This window comes from uncultured Anaerococcus sp., assembly GCF_963512375.1.
GTDB lineage: Bacteria > Bacillota > Clostridia > Tissierellales > Peptoniphilaceae > Anaerococcus.
In genome coordinates, this window is the sequence record NZ_CAUPMI010000004.1 from 1 (window position 1) to 16,260 (window position 16,260).

General features: G+C 37.3%; 13 protein-coding genes and 1 riboswitch. Of the genes, 9 read left to right on the plus strand and 4 right to left on the minus strand.

From position 1 onward, the window contains the following. Positions 1 to 231 precede the first annotated feature (231 nt). The 3 genes from RRB46_RS02660 to RRB46_RS02670 form a co-directional block, all read right to left on the minus strand. Positions 232 to 969, minus strand: coding sequence for an N-6 DNA methylase (locus RRB46_RS02660; RefSeq protein WP_311537375.1), 738 nt, complete (start codon positions 967 to 969; stop codon positions 232 to 234). A 344-nt stretch (positions 970 to 1,313) separates the two neighbouring features. After that, positions 1,314 to 1,637, minus strand: coding sequence for a hypothetical protein (locus RRB46_RS02665; protein ID WP_311537376.1), 324 nt, complete (start codon positions 1,635 to 1,637; stop codon positions 1,314 to 1,316). Positions 1,638 to 1,666: 29 nt separating this feature from the next. Beyond that, positions 1,667 to 1,778, minus strand: a riboswitch (SAM riboswitch). 118 nt (positions 1,779 to 1,896) lie between these two features. Then, complete coding sequence (locus RRB46_RS02670; RefSeq protein ID WP_311537377.1) at positions 1,897 to 2,931, minus strand: putative sulfate exporter family transporter; 1,035 nt, start codon at positions 2,929 to 2,931, stop codon at positions 1,897 to 1,899. Between the two features lie 106 nt (positions 2,932 to 3,037). Here RRB46_RS02670 and RRB46_RS02675 point away from each other — a divergent pair, with 106 nt between their 5' ends. After that, positions 3,038 to 3,910, plus strand: a complete 873-nt coding sequence (locus tag RRB46_RS02675) for a LysR family transcriptional regulator (protein ID WP_311537378.1) — start codon at positions 3,038 to 3,040, stop codon at positions 3,908 to 3,910. A 91-nt stretch (positions 3,911 to 4,001) separates the two neighbouring features. Here RRB46_RS02675 and RRB46_RS02680 read toward each other — a convergent pair whose 3' ends face one another. After that, complete coding sequence (locus RRB46_RS02680; RefSeq protein WP_311537379.1) at positions 4,002 to 5,438, minus strand: hypothetical protein; 1,437 nt, start codon at positions 5,436 to 5,438, stop codon at positions 4,002 to 4,004. A gap of 213 nt (positions 5,439 to 5,651) precedes the next feature. Between RRB46_RS02680 and RRB46_RS02685 the strand changes: the two genes are divergently transcribed. The 8 genes from RRB46_RS02685 to RRB46_RS02720 all read left to right on the plus strand — a co-directional run bounded on the left by RRB46_RS02685 (position 5,652) and on the right by RRB46_RS02720 (position 16,258). Continuing rightward, the gene (locus RRB46_RS02685) at positions 5,652 to 6,620 is read left to right on the plus strand and encodes a 3-hydroxyacyl-CoA dehydrogenase (RefSeq protein ID WP_311537380.1); all 969 of its coding nucleotides are present in this window, start codon (positions 5,652 to 5,654) and stop codon (positions 6,618 to 6,620) included. A 113-nt stretch (positions 6,621 to 6,733) separates the two neighbouring features. Beyond that, positions 6,734 to 8,344 (plus strand): alpha-glucosidase, encoded by a 1,611-nt coding sequence (locus RRB46_RS02690; RefSeq protein ID WP_311537381.1) that lies wholly within the window; start codon positions 6,734 to 6,736, stop codon positions 8,342 to 8,344. Positions 8,345 to 9,490: 1,146 nt separating this feature from the next. Beyond that, positions 9,491 to 10,456: a LacI family DNA-binding transcriptional regulator gene (locus RRB46_RS02695; RefSeq protein WP_311537382.1), complete on the plus strand. Its 966-nt coding sequence runs from the start codon at positions 9,491 to 9,493 to the stop codon at positions 10,454 to 10,456. Between the two features lie 24 nt (positions 10,457 to 10,480). After that, a complete protein-coding gene (locus RRB46_RS02700; RefSeq protein ID WP_311537383.1) occupies positions 10,481 to 11,422 on the plus strand; it encodes an ABC transporter permease subunit in 942 nt (313 codons plus the stop codon). A gap of 2 nt (positions 11,423 to 11,424) precedes the next feature. Then, on the plus strand, positions 11,425 to 12,312 hold the full coding sequence (locus RRB46_RS02705; RefSeq protein WP_106461390.1) for a carbohydrate ABC transporter permease: 888 nt from the start codon (positions 11,425 to 11,427) through the stop codon (positions 12,310 to 12,312). A 3-nt stretch (positions 12,313 to 12,315) separates the two neighbouring features. Next, entirely contained in the window at positions 12,316 to 13,932 is a 1,617-nt protein-coding gene (locus tag RRB46_RS02710; protein ID WP_311537384.1) for an extracellular solute-binding protein, read from the plus strand. 8 nt (positions 13,933 to 13,940) lie between these two features. After that, positions 13,941 to 15,398: a GH32 C-terminal domain-containing protein gene (locus tag RRB46_RS02715; protein ID WP_311537385.1), complete on the plus strand. Its 1,458-nt coding sequence runs from the start codon at positions 13,941 to 13,943 to the stop codon at positions 15,396 to 15,398. Beyond that, positions 15,383 to 16,258, plus strand: a complete 876-nt coding sequence (locus tag RRB46_RS02720; protein ID WP_311537386.1) for an ROK family protein — start codon at positions 15,383 to 15,385, stop codon at positions 16,256 to 16,258. Before RRB46_RS02715 ends, RRB46_RS02720 begins: the two co-directional genes overlap by 16 nt. Positions 16,259 to 16,260: the final 2 nt, after the last annotated feature.

The window sequence follows — 16,260 nt, forward strand, 5'->3', positions numbered from 1 at the left end:
CCATTAATACCATAGGTAACCTAATGAAGTTATACATCTCAGATTGCCTATTATAGAAATAATCAAAATTCATTCCTACCTCCTCTCTTTAAAATAAAAAAGACGACAGAATTATTACTTTCTATCGTCTGAGATTTACATATTAAATTTTTATCACAAAATAAGACTCTTTAAAGAATCCTTAGTTTTATTGGTATGCTATTTACAATACCCATTGTTAAAATGGATACTCTAAGCAGCACACCAACTATTTATTTTTTGAGTTTTAAACTTTGGTAGAAGTCTTGAACTCCTTATATTTACATAACTATTTGCCTCTATCACTATTATGACACGAAACCCACAACATGGGTCATATACCACGCCATCGTAAGGTTCGATTAGCTCAGCTATTAGCTTTACAACGCTTGCTGGTGTATAAAATTCCCCGTCTTCCTTGGTGCCTGATGCAGCATAAATTCGAAGAAAGTATTCATATACCCTACCGATAAGGTCATCTTCGTGAAATCTGTCTTTGTTTATCTTGTTGATTTCATCAATTAGACTTTTTAGTTTGCTAGAACTTGCACCCAAAGTCGCATAGAGGTTTTGTGGCAAGGCTCCCCTTAGGGATTCGTTGTCTTCTTCGATATCTTTCATGGCTGTATCAAGGATTACTGCTATATCATTTGAGGCAGCATTTTTGACAATAAAGTCCCATCTAGCATTTTCTTTGAGGTAATAAACGTTTTTGGCGTTATAGGAAGCAGGCATCTCCATAAGTAAAGGGATATCAGGTTGTTCAGCTAAGATTTCCTTTCTTCTAGCTTCAAACTTTTCCCCAGCAAACTTAAGAAAAACAAGGCCAATTACAGCATCCCTATTTTTTTCACTACTACCATAGCCCCTAAGAGCTACTCTACAATTCAATAAAACTGTTTCTAAAGATAATTCTTCTTTTTTGGTATTTTTGCTAACTTTTAGAGTCATAATTTCCCCAATCTAATTTTTTATATACTAAATAAATACTCATTTCAGTAGAGCATTTTATAGGTTAAAATACTAAATAAGCAATCATATTATTACTATCATTGTATCATTTTTAGACTTTAAATGAAAGATAATTAACAAGATAATTAAGCTTATTAAAATGAACTTGAAAATTTATATAGGGCGAGCATAACCCCAAACTTGAAATACTAAAAAACAAAAATAAAATATAAGCATGCCGGGGTGACAAGATGGTTGCCCACCACAGAAAAGCCAGGAGAGTATTTTATACATCTGCTGGCTTTTCTGCTGGTTTTATTTAAATTTATTAATTAGGTCTTTTTTTAATCATTATAGTCTAGTCTTTCTTTTTTGAAGGTGAAGAGTTCTTTGCCTTCGTATTGTTTGTATATTTTATAGATGGTGTAGAATTCTTCTTCTCTGATGGCGTGGTTGCCTATTATTGTGCCAAATCCTACTCCCACCTTGCTTCTTCCGTAGAGTTTTTGGTTGAGGTCTATAAAGATCCGTGGGCAATAAGGGCTATAGCCTGTGTGTTTATGATGGCTGAAGCCTTCTTTTTCTAAGAATTCTACTAATTTTGCGTTTCCATTTTTTAGGTCATCATCTGCTACTAAGAAACTTAATTTTACTGTTCTATTTTCCATAATTTCCTCCTTTTTTGAGAAGAAAAAAACACCCATCGACGATGGATGCACTTTGCCCCATCATTCAAGCTTTAGCACCTTAGACTTTGCCAGGTTGCTGAAGGATCGTCGAGCTTGTCTCTAACCTTCTCTTTATGGTAGTTTCATTATATTATTTGTTTATGTATATTCAAATTATTTCTTTGTCAAATCTACAAACAAAAACACCTACTCAATCTTTTATATGAGTGGGTGTTTTGCTTTTCTTTCTATATTTTTTCTATAATAGCCCGATGAGTTTTTCTCCTATTAGGGTTATTGATGTGATGATTATGAAGCATGTTCCTCCTAGGGCTAGGGGTTTGGAGCCTGATTTTACTAGTTTTACTATGTCGCTGTTGAAGCCTATGGCTGACATTGCCATTACTATGAAAAATTTGGATAGGTCTTTGAAGGGTTTGAAGTATCCTATGTCTACTCCCTTGGCGAGGGCTATGGTTGTGATTAGGCTTGCTATTATGAAGTATATTATGAAAAATGGAAATATTTGTTTGATGGATATTTTTTTGCTATCATCTGTGTCTGTTTTTTTCATTCTTATGAAGGCTAGGCCTAGGCATATTGGGATTATGGCGAGGGTCCTGGTTAGCTTGACGGTGACTGCTTCATCTAGAGTTTGGCTGCCTAGGTTAAAGATTGTGTCCCATGTGGATGCTGTGGCTGTGACTGATGATGTGTCGTTTACTGCTGATCCTGCAAATATTCCGAAGGCGTGACCGTTGGCGTGGCTAAAGCCGATTAGCTGTCCTAGGCTTGGGAATAATAGGGCGGCTAGGATGTTAAAAAAGAATATTACTGATATGGCTTGGGCGATTTCATCTTCGTCTGCATCTATTACTGGTGCGGCGGCTGCTATGGCGGATCCTCCACAAATTGATGAACCTACTCCAACTAGTGTTGCTATGTGGTCTTTGATGAGGCCTGTTTTGCTGGCTATGAATGCTACTAATAGTGAGCTTGATATGGTTGATAGGATGATTGGTAGTGATTCTCTTCCTGTTTTTAATACTAGACCTAAATCTAGTCCGAATCCTAGGAGGATTACGGCGTATTGTAGGATTTTTTTGGAGGTGAATCTTACTCCGTCCATGTAGGGTGTTTTGTTTTTGATTATTTGACCGAGGACCATGCCTATGAGTATTGCAAATACTGCAGGTCCTACTAGGGGCACTTTTTTGCCTATGAATTGGGATATACTTGCTATTAGGAGGCAGAGTATTATTCCCCTTATATTTTTTTCTATTGATTTTGTCATGTTTTCTCCTTCCACTTTTTTTATTATAGCAAGGGATTATCATAATGTAAAATTATAATTATTTACTATATTATAAATTTTTGTTATGATTATTAGGGAGGATTATATGTTGGATTTTAGAATTGAAAGTTTCTTGGCAGTGTGTGAGTATCTTAATTTTACTAAGGCGGCGGAGAGTCTGAATATTACCCAGCCTGCCATATCTCAGCATATTAAATATTTGGAAAATTATTATAATTGTAAGCTTTTTTCTAGGAATAAGAAAAGTTTATCTTTGACTGACCAGGGCAAGATTTTAAGGGCGGCGCTCCTTTCTATGTCAAATGACGAGCATAGGCTTAAGAAGCTCCTTGGCAAGAAAAAATCCCAGGGGGAGAAGATTTCTCTTAGTTTTACGAGGTCAGTTGGTGAGTATATAGTCCTTGATAAACTAATTGCCTTGGTTAAGGAGAAAGCGGCATGTGATTTTCATATTTATTATGAAAATACCGATGAGATTTTGAGGGATATTGATAGTGGGAAGATTGATTTTGCAATTATTGAGGGATTTTTGGATGGCAAGGATTATTTTGCCAAAAAATATAAGACCGATAGGGTCCAGTGTATTTGCCACAGGGACCATGTTTTTCAAAGACCTATCACAAAGCTGACTGATTTGCTTGATGAGAGGATTATTATAAGAGAAGAGGGGTCTGGGACTCTTGCAATTCTTAAAAATTTCCTCAATATGGATAATATAAATACAAATGATTTTGCAAATATTATTGAGATTAATAATATGCACGCTATTGTTGAGCTTCTTAAGGCAGACTGCGGTATTAGCTTCTTGTTTGAGTCTTGTGTTGAAAAAGAATTAAGGGAAGGGGAGCTTAGGATTGTAGACCTAGAGGATTTTAATCTGAGTCATGATATGTCCATTGTGGCCAGCAAGAATTCCATATTTTTGGATTTGTATTTAGAAATAGCTGAAAGATTGTAAGATAAAGATGTGTGTTCTTGTTTTGAATAATTAGCAGAAAAAAAGGGAAGCTTCAGGAAGCTTCCTCTTTTGGTGGATAAATTTGACCTGTCTAAAATCCGTAACTTTCTCCATATATTTCGTAGGCTGCCTGTTGGGTGCCTTCACCGGCGGCGAATTTGTAGACTGTGACTTCTCCTAGGTCTTTGTCTTTTTTCTTGTAGACTCCCATTGGGACTGCCCAGGTTTTGACTAGTTCGCTTCCATCTTCTTGGATGAAGGTGGCTGTGTCTATGTCGCCGCAGAAGTCTAGGCTTATTAGGATTTTCTCGCCTGTTCTTTTGCTGGCTAGGAGGGTGTAGGTTGTGACTTTGTTGTCGGTTTCATATCTTGGTTTTATTTCTTTTTTGTCTCTGATGTTGCCTAGGACTTTGATGATTGGCTGTTTGTCTGTGCTTTCTAGGTCTAGGTCTGAGAGGGTTTTGTTTTCAAACATATCTTTGAAGTCTTGTGATTGGCCTATGTTATATAGGACTCGTGAGCCAGTGTTTAGGAAGCCTATGCCACCTTCTAGGTCGTTGACCCCGCCTATGGCTTGTTTTTTCTCCTCTTCATAGTTACTTAGAATCATGTCGGCTAAGTTGATTTGCTCTGCATGACTATAGAATTGGACAGATTTGGTGTTTATTCCGTGTGTTTTTTTGAGCATATCTATTTGGCTGGCCTTTGTTTCTTGCTTACTTCCTGCCTGACTTTTTAATTCGAAGACGTTTGAGTCATTTTCATTTACTGGATCGCTTGTGGTTTCTGGGAGTTCTTTCATGAATATCAGGTTCTTGAGGTCGGGATACTGTTTGAGATTTTCCTTGGATATCATGTAGGCACCTGCCTTGCCGCCTGGATAGTCTTCTTTGTAGTAGAGATCTACTGTATAGCCCCTATTTTCTAGGTCTCCTATATTTGAGCTTGGCAAGTGGATGGTGAATTCTTCTCCTAGTTGTGATGGATCGAAGTTGATGGAGTCGGTATACCTGATTGTGGCTTCCCCATCGATAAAGCTGCCTGATTTTGGGGTTTGGTAGGTGAATTTTGTTAGCCTTACTGTATAGGTGTTATCGTCGATTTTCTTTGGGTTTGAAAATTGACCCTTAAAGAGGGAGTAGGACATGTTCATGCCATCGCCGTAGAGGGTTATGCCGTCAAAATTGCCGTCCTTGCGGAAATATAACCTTTCACCACTATCTGCTATGCAATCGTAGATTATCTTTCCTTGAAGGCCAGCAAAGAGGGTTGATTTTTCTTCCTTGCTTGTGGATTTTTTCTTTTCTTTTACTTCAATTTTATGATTTTCATTGTCTTTTTCTAAATCATTATCATCGTCATTATCGGCTAAGTAATCATCATCTGCATCTTCAATGGTCCTATCTTCTATTTCTTTACCTGCTTTGATTCTGCCTAGTCTTATGAGATTGTTAAAATCATCCTTTACCCTGCTGCAAGATGACAGGATGATGCCTAGGGCTAGGATTGTTAGTATTTTCTTCTTCATGGTGGCTCCTTTTATTTTCTCTCATTATATCATATTGAATCTTTGTTTAAAAACTTTTATTATGGTATCTAGTTACTTAGGTGTTTTTGTGGCTGCCTTTGAGTTTGAAGCTTATTTTGACAGGTGATTTTTAGAGATTGACATTTTTTTGCAAAAAGTGTTTTGTAAGAGATTTTATGGGGTAATTTTATAGGAGAAAAGAGAGGAGATAAGATGAAAAATATTGTAATTGCAGGCGGTGGAGTCCTAGGTAGTCAAATTGGATTTCAATCAGCCTATAGGGGAAAAAATGTTACTTTTTGGCTAAGAAGCGAGGAATCAATCGGCAGAGCTAAGCCAAAAATCGAAAAATTATATATGACCTATCTAGCAGAGCTAGACCATGCCAAGGCTCAAATTGGCAAGGAAAATCCAGATTATGCCAGGGCCTTGATAGAAGACTTTGAAAATATTAGCCCAGAAGAGATAGATAAGCTAAAAGAGGATGTAAAAAAGGCCTACGAATCAATCAAATATGAGACAGACTTGGCCAAGGCCATGGAAGGGGCTGACTTTGTAATCGAGGCTATAGCAGAAGTTGAAGATGTAAAGCACGACTTCTTTAAAAAGATTAAGGACTATTTGGGAGAAGATACAATCCTAGCTTCCAATTCATCAACCATGCTTCCATCAACCTTCAAGGATGATGCCGGCAGACCAGAAAATTACCTACACTTCCACTTTGCCAACCACATCTGGAGAAACAACCTGGCAGAGATTATGGTAACACCAGAAACATCTGATGCGGCAAGAGAAGCTGTTGAAGCCTATGCTAGAGAAATTACCATGATCCCAGTTGTAATCAAAAAGGAAAGACCTGGCTATCTTCTAAATTCCCTCCTAGTGCCACTATTAAGTGCGGCCCAAGAGCTAGTAGCAGGCGAATACGCAAACTTTGAAGATGTAGATATGGCTTGGAAAGTCGGAGCAGGAGCCCCAAGAGGACCTTTTGAAATCCTAGATATAGTAGGCCTTATGACCCCATATAACCTTGCCAAATACAAGGAAGGGGCAGATGACCCATCTACAATGGCAGGTAAGATTGTAAAAATGCTTGAAGAAAAAATTCAAGCAGGCAAAACCGGCGTGGCAGCAGGCGAAGGCTTCTACAAATATGACGAAAAGGGTAGAAAAATCAACTAAAAGCTTAAAATACGGGGATTTATATCCTCGTTTTTTAATATAAATATAAAACTAGAACTTTGACCCTGAATCGATTACAATGAAAAGGAAAGCAAAAAACAAAGGAGATGAATATGAAAAAACATTGGTGGCATAAGACTACAATTTATCAAATATATCCAAGGTCCTTCATGGATTCTAATGGGGATGGAATGGGAGATCTTAAGGGAATAATCTCCAAGCTTGACTACCTCAAGGATTTAGGCATCGGGGCAATATGGCTATCTCCAGTCTACAAGAGTCCGATGGATGATAATGGCTATGATATTTCCGACTACAGGGATATAGCCGATATCTTTGGCAATATGGATGACATGGACGAACTCCTTGCTGAAGCCAACAAGAGGGACATCAAGATAATCATGGACCTAGTTGTAAACCACACATCAGATGAGCACGCTTGGTTTATAGAAGCAAGGGATAATCCATCAAGCCCAAAAAGGGACTTTTATATATGGAGAGATGAGCCAAACTCATTAGAATCAGCCTTTTCAGGATCAGCTTGGCAATATGATGAAAAATCTGGCCAGTATTACCTCCATTTATTCTCCAAAAAGCAACCAGACCTCAACTGGGAAAATGAGGACCTCCGTCATGAAATCTACGACATGATGAATTTCTGGATAGACAAGGGCATTGGCGGTTTTAGAATGGATGTAATCGACCTTTTAGGCAAGGTTCCTGATAAGGAAATCAGAGAAAATGGTCCAATGCTTCATACCTATCTAAAGGAAATGAACGCAAACACTTTTGGAAACCACGACCTACTCACAGTAGGCGAAACCTGGGGAGCAAGCCCAGAAATTGCCAAGAAATATTCAAATCCAGAAAATAAAGAACTATCAATGGTCTTCCAATTTGAACACATCGGCCTATCCCACGAAGAGGGCAAGGCAAAATGGTTCTACAAAAAAGACCTAGATGTGAAGAAATTAAAGGAAATATTTGCTAAATGGCAAAATAAACTTGAATTAGGCAAGGGTTGGAACTCCCTATTTTGGGAAAACCATGACCTACCAAGAGTCCTATCCCTATGGGGTGATGAGGGAGCAAACCGAGTCAAATCAGCCAAGGCCTTCGCCATCCTCCTCCATCTGATGAGAGGAACTCCTTACATCTATCAGGGAGAAGAAATAGGCATGACCAACTATCCATTCAAGGACCTAAGCGATTTTGAAGACATAGAATCAATAAATTATGCCAATGAGTGCCTAGAAAAAGGCGAGGACATGGCGGCAATCCTTGACAGGATATCAGTAATAGGCAGGGACAACGCCAGAACACCAATGCAATGGGATGCTAGCAAAAACGCAGGATTTTCAAGTGCAGAAAAGACCTGGCTTGCAGTAAATCCAAATTATAAGGAAATAAACGTAAAAAATGCCCTAGCCGATGAAAACTCAATCTATTACACCTACAAAAAGCTGGTAGACTTAAGAAAAACCAACGATTGGCTAATAGATGCCGACTTTGAACTGATAGATACAGCAGAAAAAGTATTCGCCTACTATAGGGCCACAGCAGATGAGAAATATTTGGTAGTAGTAAATCTATCAGGAGAAAGCCAAAACTTCGACCTAAAGGACGACTACCAAGAAATAATAATAGCAAACACAGATGTTGAAGAAATAAAAGCATCAAAAAAATTAGCCCCATGGGACGCCTTCTGTGTGAAAATTAAATAGGAAAAAAAACTAGTCAAGGGAAAAGCTTGACTAGTTTTTTGCTGGGAATTTTCTTGGAATAACATTCCCCTTGCTTCGACCTCTGCTACCCTTGCTTCGACCTCTGCTACCCTTGCTTCGACCAACGTGGAGAAGCCTAAAAGTTTTGCAAGGTGTCGAAATACATAAAGGGCAAGCTTTTACTTTATTTTTACAAGCCTTCGAATATTGCAAATTATCGCTCTTAGGCTTGTTTTGGAATTTTAGTGTGCGTAATAGGTCTCTCGACTTCGCTCGAGACAAGGGAACAAGCCCGTCCGGCTCGTGGAGGACTCTCCATGAAATGGTCGAGCGAAGCTCGAAAAAAGAAGCCCCTAAGATAGACATATGTTTTCAAATAAATAATCAAAAAATGGGATATCTCACCCTCTAGGAGGGTTCGACATGACATTTGGCTTTTTACTATAATATTCATTATCTTCCTTAACTTAGTAAATTAAAAGAGAGACCTAGCTTCGACCACCCTCCCTTGCTTCGACCTTGTATCAAGCCCGTCGGCTCTAGGAGACAAGCCTAAAGATTTTGTAGGGAGTTAAAAAAATACTTAGGGCAGGCTTTTGCTTAATTTTCACAAAGCCTTTGAATATTGCAAATTATCGTTCTTAGGCTTATTTTAGGATTGAAAAACGCCCCTCCGGCGCGAAGAGGAGCCCCACGGAGTGGTCGAGCGAAGCGAGAAAGCCCCTCCGGCGCTATGAGGAGCCCCACGCGAAGCCCTATCCCAATCTTCTGAAAGAAGATTGAGGAAGGACTGGTGCAGAGGCAGAGTGGTCGAGCGAAGCTCGAAAGAAAGTAATAGGTTTATCGACCACGCTTAAGACAAGGGGTAAAGAAGGAAGTATGAAAAGCTTTCTACCATAAAACTTAAGATTTTTCAAAAAAGCCTTGACAAGATGAAAATGTTATCATATAATGGACTTGTAATAAATGAAACGTTACAAAAATTAATTCTCATATTAGTTTAAGCTGGGATTTTTATTTTGGATAAATTTTGAAACGTTACAAATTCTTATTTTAAAAATTTAAGTGCAAAATATATTTTTTTATGATATAATTGAAACGTTTCAAAGATTAAATTTATTCAAGATAAAATAAAGGAGTTATAAGATGGCTACTATGAAGGATGTTGCTAACGAGGCAAAGGTTAGCTTAGGAAGTGTGAGTAATGTTATTAATGGAAGGGAGGTTAAGCCTGAGACTTATAGGAGGGTGATGGATGCTATTGAGAAGCTTAATTATGAAAAAAATGACCTAGCTAGTGGTCTTAAGAATAATAAAACTAATACTATTGGTCTAATTATTCCTACTATCTGGCACCCGTTTTTTTCGGAGATGGCTTTTCATGTAGAACAAGTTTTACAAAAGAGGGGTTATAAGCTTCTTTTGTGCAATAGCAATGGATGTGAAGATAGTGAAATCCAGTATTTGCAGATGCTTAGGAAGAATATGATCGATGGAATAATAGCGATTTCCTATTCTGATATTGAAGTTTATATTAATTCCAACTTACCTTTCGTAAGTATCGACAGAAAGTTTGATAAGAATATTAATTTTGTAGCTAGTCAAAACTACGAGGGTGGCCTTTTGGCTGCTGAGACCTTGCTTAGTAAGGGATGTAAAGAGCTTTTGTATGTGGGAAGTCATAATAAATTTATGAATGCTACCATGGACAGAAGAAGGGGTTTTGAAGATTTTTGTAGGGATAAGAAGATTTCTTTCCACATTATTGATATACTTGAGCCCTATGAGGGATTTGACGATGAAATATACGCGATTTTTGAGGAAAATCCTGGTATAGATGGTATTTTTACTATCAATGACTTTGTGGGCATGGATGTCATTGAGACTTTAAAGGCTATTGGTAAGGAAGTCTTAGTTGATTACCAGCTGATTGGTTTTGATGGGATCAAGCTTAGCGAAGAGAGGTCTTATATGGTTTCTACTATTGTCCAAGATGTTGAAGAGATTGCGACAAGGAGTGTGGATATCTTACTTAAAAATATTGAAGATGAGAATTATTATGCTAATTCTTATGTAGAAGTTAGGTTCGAGGAGGGTGGAACGACTAAATGATTAAATTTATGGAAGGAGGCTTTTATGAAAAAAAATAAAAATATGATTGATGCAGACGATGAAATAGAACTGACTATTTGGCAAAGACTTAAAGATCAATATCAGTTGTTTTTGCTGCTTTTGCCAGCTTTGCTGATTACTTTCATCTTTAAATATATACCTATGTATGGAATCTTGATTGCCTTTAAGCAATATAACCCTTTGAAGGGGATTTTGGGAAGTCAATGGATTGGCTTTGAACACTTTAAAAATTTCCTAACTTCACCAAATTTTAATGTATTGCTTGTAAATACTTTGAAGCTTTCTATTTATGGACTCTTGTGGGGATTTTTCCCTCCAATTATTTTAGCTTTGATGATAAATCAACTTATGTCTGATAGGATTAAGCAATATGCTCAAACTATCCTTTATACACCTAACTTTATATCTACTGTTATTATAGTTGGTATGGTGTTTTTGTTCTTCTCAGCTAATGGTCCTATTGTTAGGATTCTTACGAGTATGGGGATAACGCCTCCACAATTTCTAACTGATCCAGAGTCTTTTAGATCCTTGTATATTGCTTCTGGAATTTGGCAGGGCATGGGATGGGCATCTATCCTTTATACCAGCGCCTTGATTAGTATTCCACCAGATTTATATGAGGCTGCTGAACTTGATGGGGCAAATCTTTTGCAAAAGATTATAAATATAGAATTACCTGCCTTAAAGCCAATTATGATTGTAAACTTTGTTTTGGCTGTAGGTGGTATCATGGGTATCGGCTATGAAAAGGCTTACCTAATGCAGACTTCTCTTAACCTACCTACATCAGAGATTATCTCTACCTATGTATATAAGATTGGTTTACAGCAAGGAAATTATTCTTATTCAACAGCTGTAGGGCTTTTTAACTCAGTTATTAACTTGATTTTATTGGCAGTTACTTACTTGTTTGTGAATAAGATTGAAAAGAAGAAGGGGTAAATATGAATGTTAATTCTATGACTAGGGTTGATAAGAATATCAGAAGAATAAATATTATCTGCTTAGTAATCATCTTGCTTTTGATCCTTGTGCCTATGATTTATGTCTTGCTGGCAAGTTTTATGGCACCTGATACCTTGCTTAGCAAGGGAGTTAGTCTCAATCCAGCAGACTGGACTGTAGAAGGCTATAGGAGGGTCTTTAGTGATAAGAGTATCTTAAGGGGATTTTTCAACTCTTTAATCTACTCATTTGGCTTTGCGACCTTAAATGTTGTTGTAACAATGATGGCTGCTTATCCAATGAGCAGGGATGACCTTGTTTTTAAAAAAGGTATTTACGTATTTTTTGTAATAACCATGTTTTTTGGTGGAGGCCTAGTACCTACCTACTTGCTTGTTAAAAATCTTGGCATGCTTGATACTGTTTGGGCTTTGATCTTGCCAGGATGCTTATCAGTCTTTAACTTGTTTTTGGCTCAGGTTTATATAAAAACCTTACCAAAAGAGATGATTGAGGCAGCTAAGGTAGATGGGGCAAGTGAGATTCAAGTCTTTACAAAGATTATAGTGCCTTTATCTAAGTCAATTATGTTTGTAATATTCTTATATTCCTTTGTTGGAATGTGGAATAGTTACTTTGATGCAATGATTTATATTAAATCACCAGAATTAGAGCCTTTGCAAATAGTTTTAAGAAAAATTTTGGTTCAAAATCAACCAAACATGAATATGATTGGCCAGCAAACAGCTATGGCCGAACTAAAGAAAATAGCAGAATTAGTTAAGTATTCTACTATCGTTGTTTCCAGTGTACCATTAATAGTTATGTTCCCATTCTTCCAAAAATATTTTGAAAAAGGAATTTCAGTAGGAGCAGTGAAAGGATAAATTATGAATATTAAAAAATGTATTATAGCTTTAACAATACCAGCCTTACTAGTAGGCTGTGGATCTAAAGAATCTAAGACAACAAGTAGTGAAGACTACGGCCTTACAGATGTAAGCCTTCCATTAAAAGATAAGGTGAGCCTAAAAGGTATCACATCTAGTTCACCTCTAGCACCAGAAGACCCAAATGAAAAACTAATTTATAAGAGATTAGAAGAAGATACAAATGTTCACATAGACTGGACAAATTATAACAGTGACTTTGCAGAAAAGAGAAATCTAGATATAGCTGCAGGTGATTTGCCAGACTTTATTTGGAACTCAGAAGCAAGCGATGCTGACCTAATGACTTGGGCAGATTCTGGAGTAATAGTGCCAGTTGATGAGCTTGTTGAAAAATATATGCCAAACCTAAAGGCAATTTATGATAAATATCCAGAATATAAGGCCATGATGGTAGCTCCTGATGGAAAGATGTATTCCTTCCCATGGATAGAAGAATTAGGTAATGATAAGGAATCAATCCACACTGTAAACGATATTCCATGGATAAATGTAGAATGGCTTAAAAAATTAGGTCTAGAAATGCCTAAAAATCCTCAAGAACTTAAAGAAGCCCTCATAGCCTTTAGGGATAAAGATCCAAATGGTAATGGAGAAAAAGATGAGATACCATTCTCCTTTATTGATGCCGATGGCAATGAAGACTTCAAATTCATCATGGCAGCCTTTGGAGGAGATGGGGACAATGACCAACACCTAGTAGTAGGCAATGATGGAAAGCTAAACTTTACAGCAGATGATGATGAATATAGGGCAGGAATTGAATATATGAATGACCTATATAATGAAGGACTAATAGACCCTGAAGCCTTTGAACATGATTGGAACACCTATATAGCCAAGGGTAAGGACATGAGATATGGTATGTATTTCACCTGGGATAAGGGAAATGTAAGTGGAATGAATGATTCCTACGATGCCATGGATGTAATGGAAGGTCCAGATGGAGTAAAGAGAGTAACAAGAACAAATAACATGGGCTTTTCAAGAGATAGGCTAGTAATTACATCAGCAAACAAAAACCTAGAGCTAACAGCAAAATGGATTGACAAGATGTATGAGCCTCTTCAATCAGTACAAAACAACTGGGGAACCTATGGTGATGAGAACCAACAAAACATCTTCGAAATGTCTAAAAATGATGCAGGAGAGCCAATGCTTAAACACCTTCCACTAAATGGAACAGCGCCTGGAGAATTAAGACAAAAGACAGAAGTAGGTGGCCCACTTGCAATTCTAGATGAATACTATGATAAATATACAACTATGCCAGATGATGCTAAATGGAGACTAGATATATTAAAAGAAAAATATACTCCTTATGCAGAAAAGGATGAAATCTATCCAAGATTATTTGCAAGCAAAGAGGACCTAGAAAGACTAGCTCAAATTGAAGCAGATCTTAAACCATACATCCAAAGAAGTCGTGCAGAGTTTATCCAAAATGGAATAACAGATGAAAGCTGGAATGCTTATAAGGAAGAATTGAAACGACTAGGCCTAGAAGAATGGCTAGAAATCAAACAAAGAAACTTCGACGATTACAAGAAAAAGTAGGAGTAATAATGGAATTTAACTTGAAAAACGCAAATGAATTTATAGAAAAGAATAAAGAGTCCATTAATAAAAAGTTTTTCCCAAAAATAAATTACGCCGCATCGATAGGTTGGATTAATGATCCAAATGGGGTCAGTGTAAAAGATGAATATTATCATTTATTCTACCAACACTATCCTTATGATGCTTGCCACGGCCCTATGCACTGGGGTCATGCAAGGACTAAGGATGGACTAGTATGGGAAAACCTACCTGTGGCCCTAGCTCCTGATATGGCCTATGACAAAAATGGAGTATTTTCCGGATCTGCAATCTTTGTAGAAGATGAGCTCTACCTAATGTATACAGGCCACCTTACAGAAACTGACCACGGTCAGGTAAGACAAAACCAAAATATAGCTAGGTCAAAAGATTATATAAACTTTGAAAAATATGCCAATAATCCTGTTCTTGATGAAAAAGACCTGCCAGCTAATATCTCAAAAGAAGACTTTAGAGACCCTAAAGTCTTCAAGAAAGATGGCAAGTATTATGCAGTGATAGGAACAAAGACAGATGATAAAATAGGTACAGTTCTCCTTTATGAATCAGAAGATATGCTAGCTTGGACCTATAAGTCTATACTCATATCAGATGATGCCTATCTAGGGGATATGGCAGAATGCCCAGACCTTTTACTCTTTGAAGATAATAAGGCGGTCCTCTTAGTAAGTGCCATGAATTACAATTACCAAGGAAGAAAACATCCACACAAGACTATGCTAGTAGAAGGAAGGATGGATTGGGATAATTACAAATTCCTGGCAGAATCTACTAGAGAGATGGACTTTGGCTTTGACTATTATGCTCCTCAAAGTGCCAAGGAAGATGGTGGCTACTTTGCCATAGCTTGGAACCAAGCTTGGGGCTCAAGCCTAATACCAGGAGAAGAAGGCCATAAATGGATGGGACAGATGACAATTCCTCAATTAATTTTTGAAGAAGATGGCAAGATAAAAAGAACCATCCACCCAAAAGCCCTAGCAAAAAAGACCCTAGTCAAAAAAGAAAAAATAAGCGAAGGGCCAATTAGCTTAGAAAATGGCAACTTCATAGAGTTTGAAACAAAGCAAAGAGAGCTTTTAAAATTAAGCCTTGCAAATGATAAAGAAGCCTTTGATTTTAACTTTGACTTAGCAAATAATAAGGCAAGCTTTGATAGGTCAAAGATGGCCTACAGGATAAAGACAGAACATGATTTTGATATAAATAAAAAAGCCGTTGATTTAGACTTTAAAGATGAGAATAAGTTTAAAATCATAATTGATAGGTCATCAGTTCAGGTATATATCAATGATGATTATTCTATATCCAATACCTATTATTCTGATTGTGAGTTAGATAGGATAATAATAGAAGAAAAAGATTTGCTTGATGAGATAAGAATTTATGACCTGCTGGGAGAGAATAAATGTACGGAGCAATAGAAGCTGGCGGCACAAAGATGATTTGTGCCGTAAGTGATGAAAATTTTAATATCATAGATAAAATTCAATTTCCTACCACACTTCCTGAAGAAAATATCAATGAAATGATAGACTTCTTTGGCAAATATAAGAAGGATTTAAAAGCGATAGGCCTTGGAACCTTTGGTCCAGTAGATATAAATCCAGAGTCAAAGACCTATGGTTACATCTTAAACACTCCAAAAAAAGGCTGGCAAAACTTTGATTTTGTGGGATCCTTAGAAAAGGGACTTGGTATAGATGTATATCTTACAACAGATGTCAATGCAGCAGCCTATGGGGAATTAAAGGAAGGTGCAGGCAAGGGGCAAAATTCCCTAGCCTATTACACCTTTGGTACAGGAGTAGGCGGAGGAGTTATACAAAATAAGGAATTTATAGGAGGCAGGGGTCACCAAGAACTAGGCCACATGATTGTAAATAAACATCCAGATGATAAGTTTGAAGGAATATGTTATGCTCATGGTGCATGCCTTGAGGGCCTTGCGTCAGGACCATCCATCGAAAAGAGATTTGGAATCCCAGGCAAAGACCTTCCTATAGAAGATAAGTTTTGGGATATAGAAGCCTACTATATAGGTCAGTGCGTTTATAATACAGTCCTAGCCTTTAACCCAGACGTGATAGTCCTAGGTGGTGGCGTTATTCAAAAAGAAGGCCTAATAGAAAAGGTTAGAGATAATTATAAAAAACTAATGAATGACTATATCTCAGTTGAAAATGTAGATAAATACATCGTGAAACCTGAAAGAAATGGCGAATCTGCGATAATCGGAGCACTCCTCCTAGCAAGAGATAAGGCAAGAGAAAAGGTTGGATAATT

Coding starts and splice junctions, on each gene's coding strand:
- RRB46_RS02660 (WP_311537375.1), bottom strand. CDS start 969: ATGACTCTAAAAGTTAGCAAAAATACCAAAAAAGAAGAATTATCTTTA.
- RRB46_RS02665 (WP_311537376.1), bottom strand. CDS start 1,637: ATGGAAAATAGAACAGTAAAATTAAGTTTCTTAGTAGCAGATGATGAC.
- RRB46_RS02670 (WP_311537377.1), bottom strand. CDS start 2,931: ATGACAAAATCAATAGAAAAAAATATAAGGGGAATAATACTCTGCCTC.
- RRB46_RS02675 (WP_311537378.1), top strand. CDS start 3,038: ATGTTGGATTTTAGAATTGAAAGTTTCTTGGCAGTGTGTGAGTATCTT.
- RRB46_RS02680 (WP_311537379.1), bottom strand. CDS start 5,438: ATGAAGAAGAAAATACTAACAATCCTAGCCCTAGGCATCATCCTGTCA.
- RRB46_RS02685 (WP_311537380.1), top strand. CDS start 5,652: ATGAAAAATATTGTAATTGCAGGCGGTGGAGTCCTAGGTAGTCAAATT.
- RRB46_RS02690 (WP_311537381.1), top strand. CDS start 6,734: ATGAAAAAACATTGGTGGCATAAGACTACAATTTATCAAATATATCCA.
- RRB46_RS02695 (WP_311537382.1), top strand. CDS start 9,491: ATGGCTACTATGAAGGATGTTGCTAACGAGGCAAAGGTTAGCTTAGGA.
- RRB46_RS02700 (WP_311537383.1), top strand. CDS start 10,481: ATGAAAAAAAATAAAAATATGATTGATGCAGACGATGAAATAGAACTG.
- RRB46_RS02705 (WP_106461390.1), top strand. CDS start 11,425: ATGAATGTTAATTCTATGACTAGGGTTGATAAGAATATCAGAAGAATA.
- RRB46_RS02710 (WP_311537384.1), top strand. CDS start 12,316: ATGAATATTAAAAAATGTATTATAGCTTTAACAATACCAGCCTTACTA.
- RRB46_RS02715 (WP_311537385.1), top strand. CDS start 13,941: ATGGAATTTAACTTGAAAAACGCAAATGAATTTATAGAAAAGAATAAA.
- RRB46_RS02720 (WP_311537386.1), top strand. CDS start 15,383: ATGTACGGAGCAATAGAAGCTGGCGGCACAAAGATGATTTGTGCCGTA.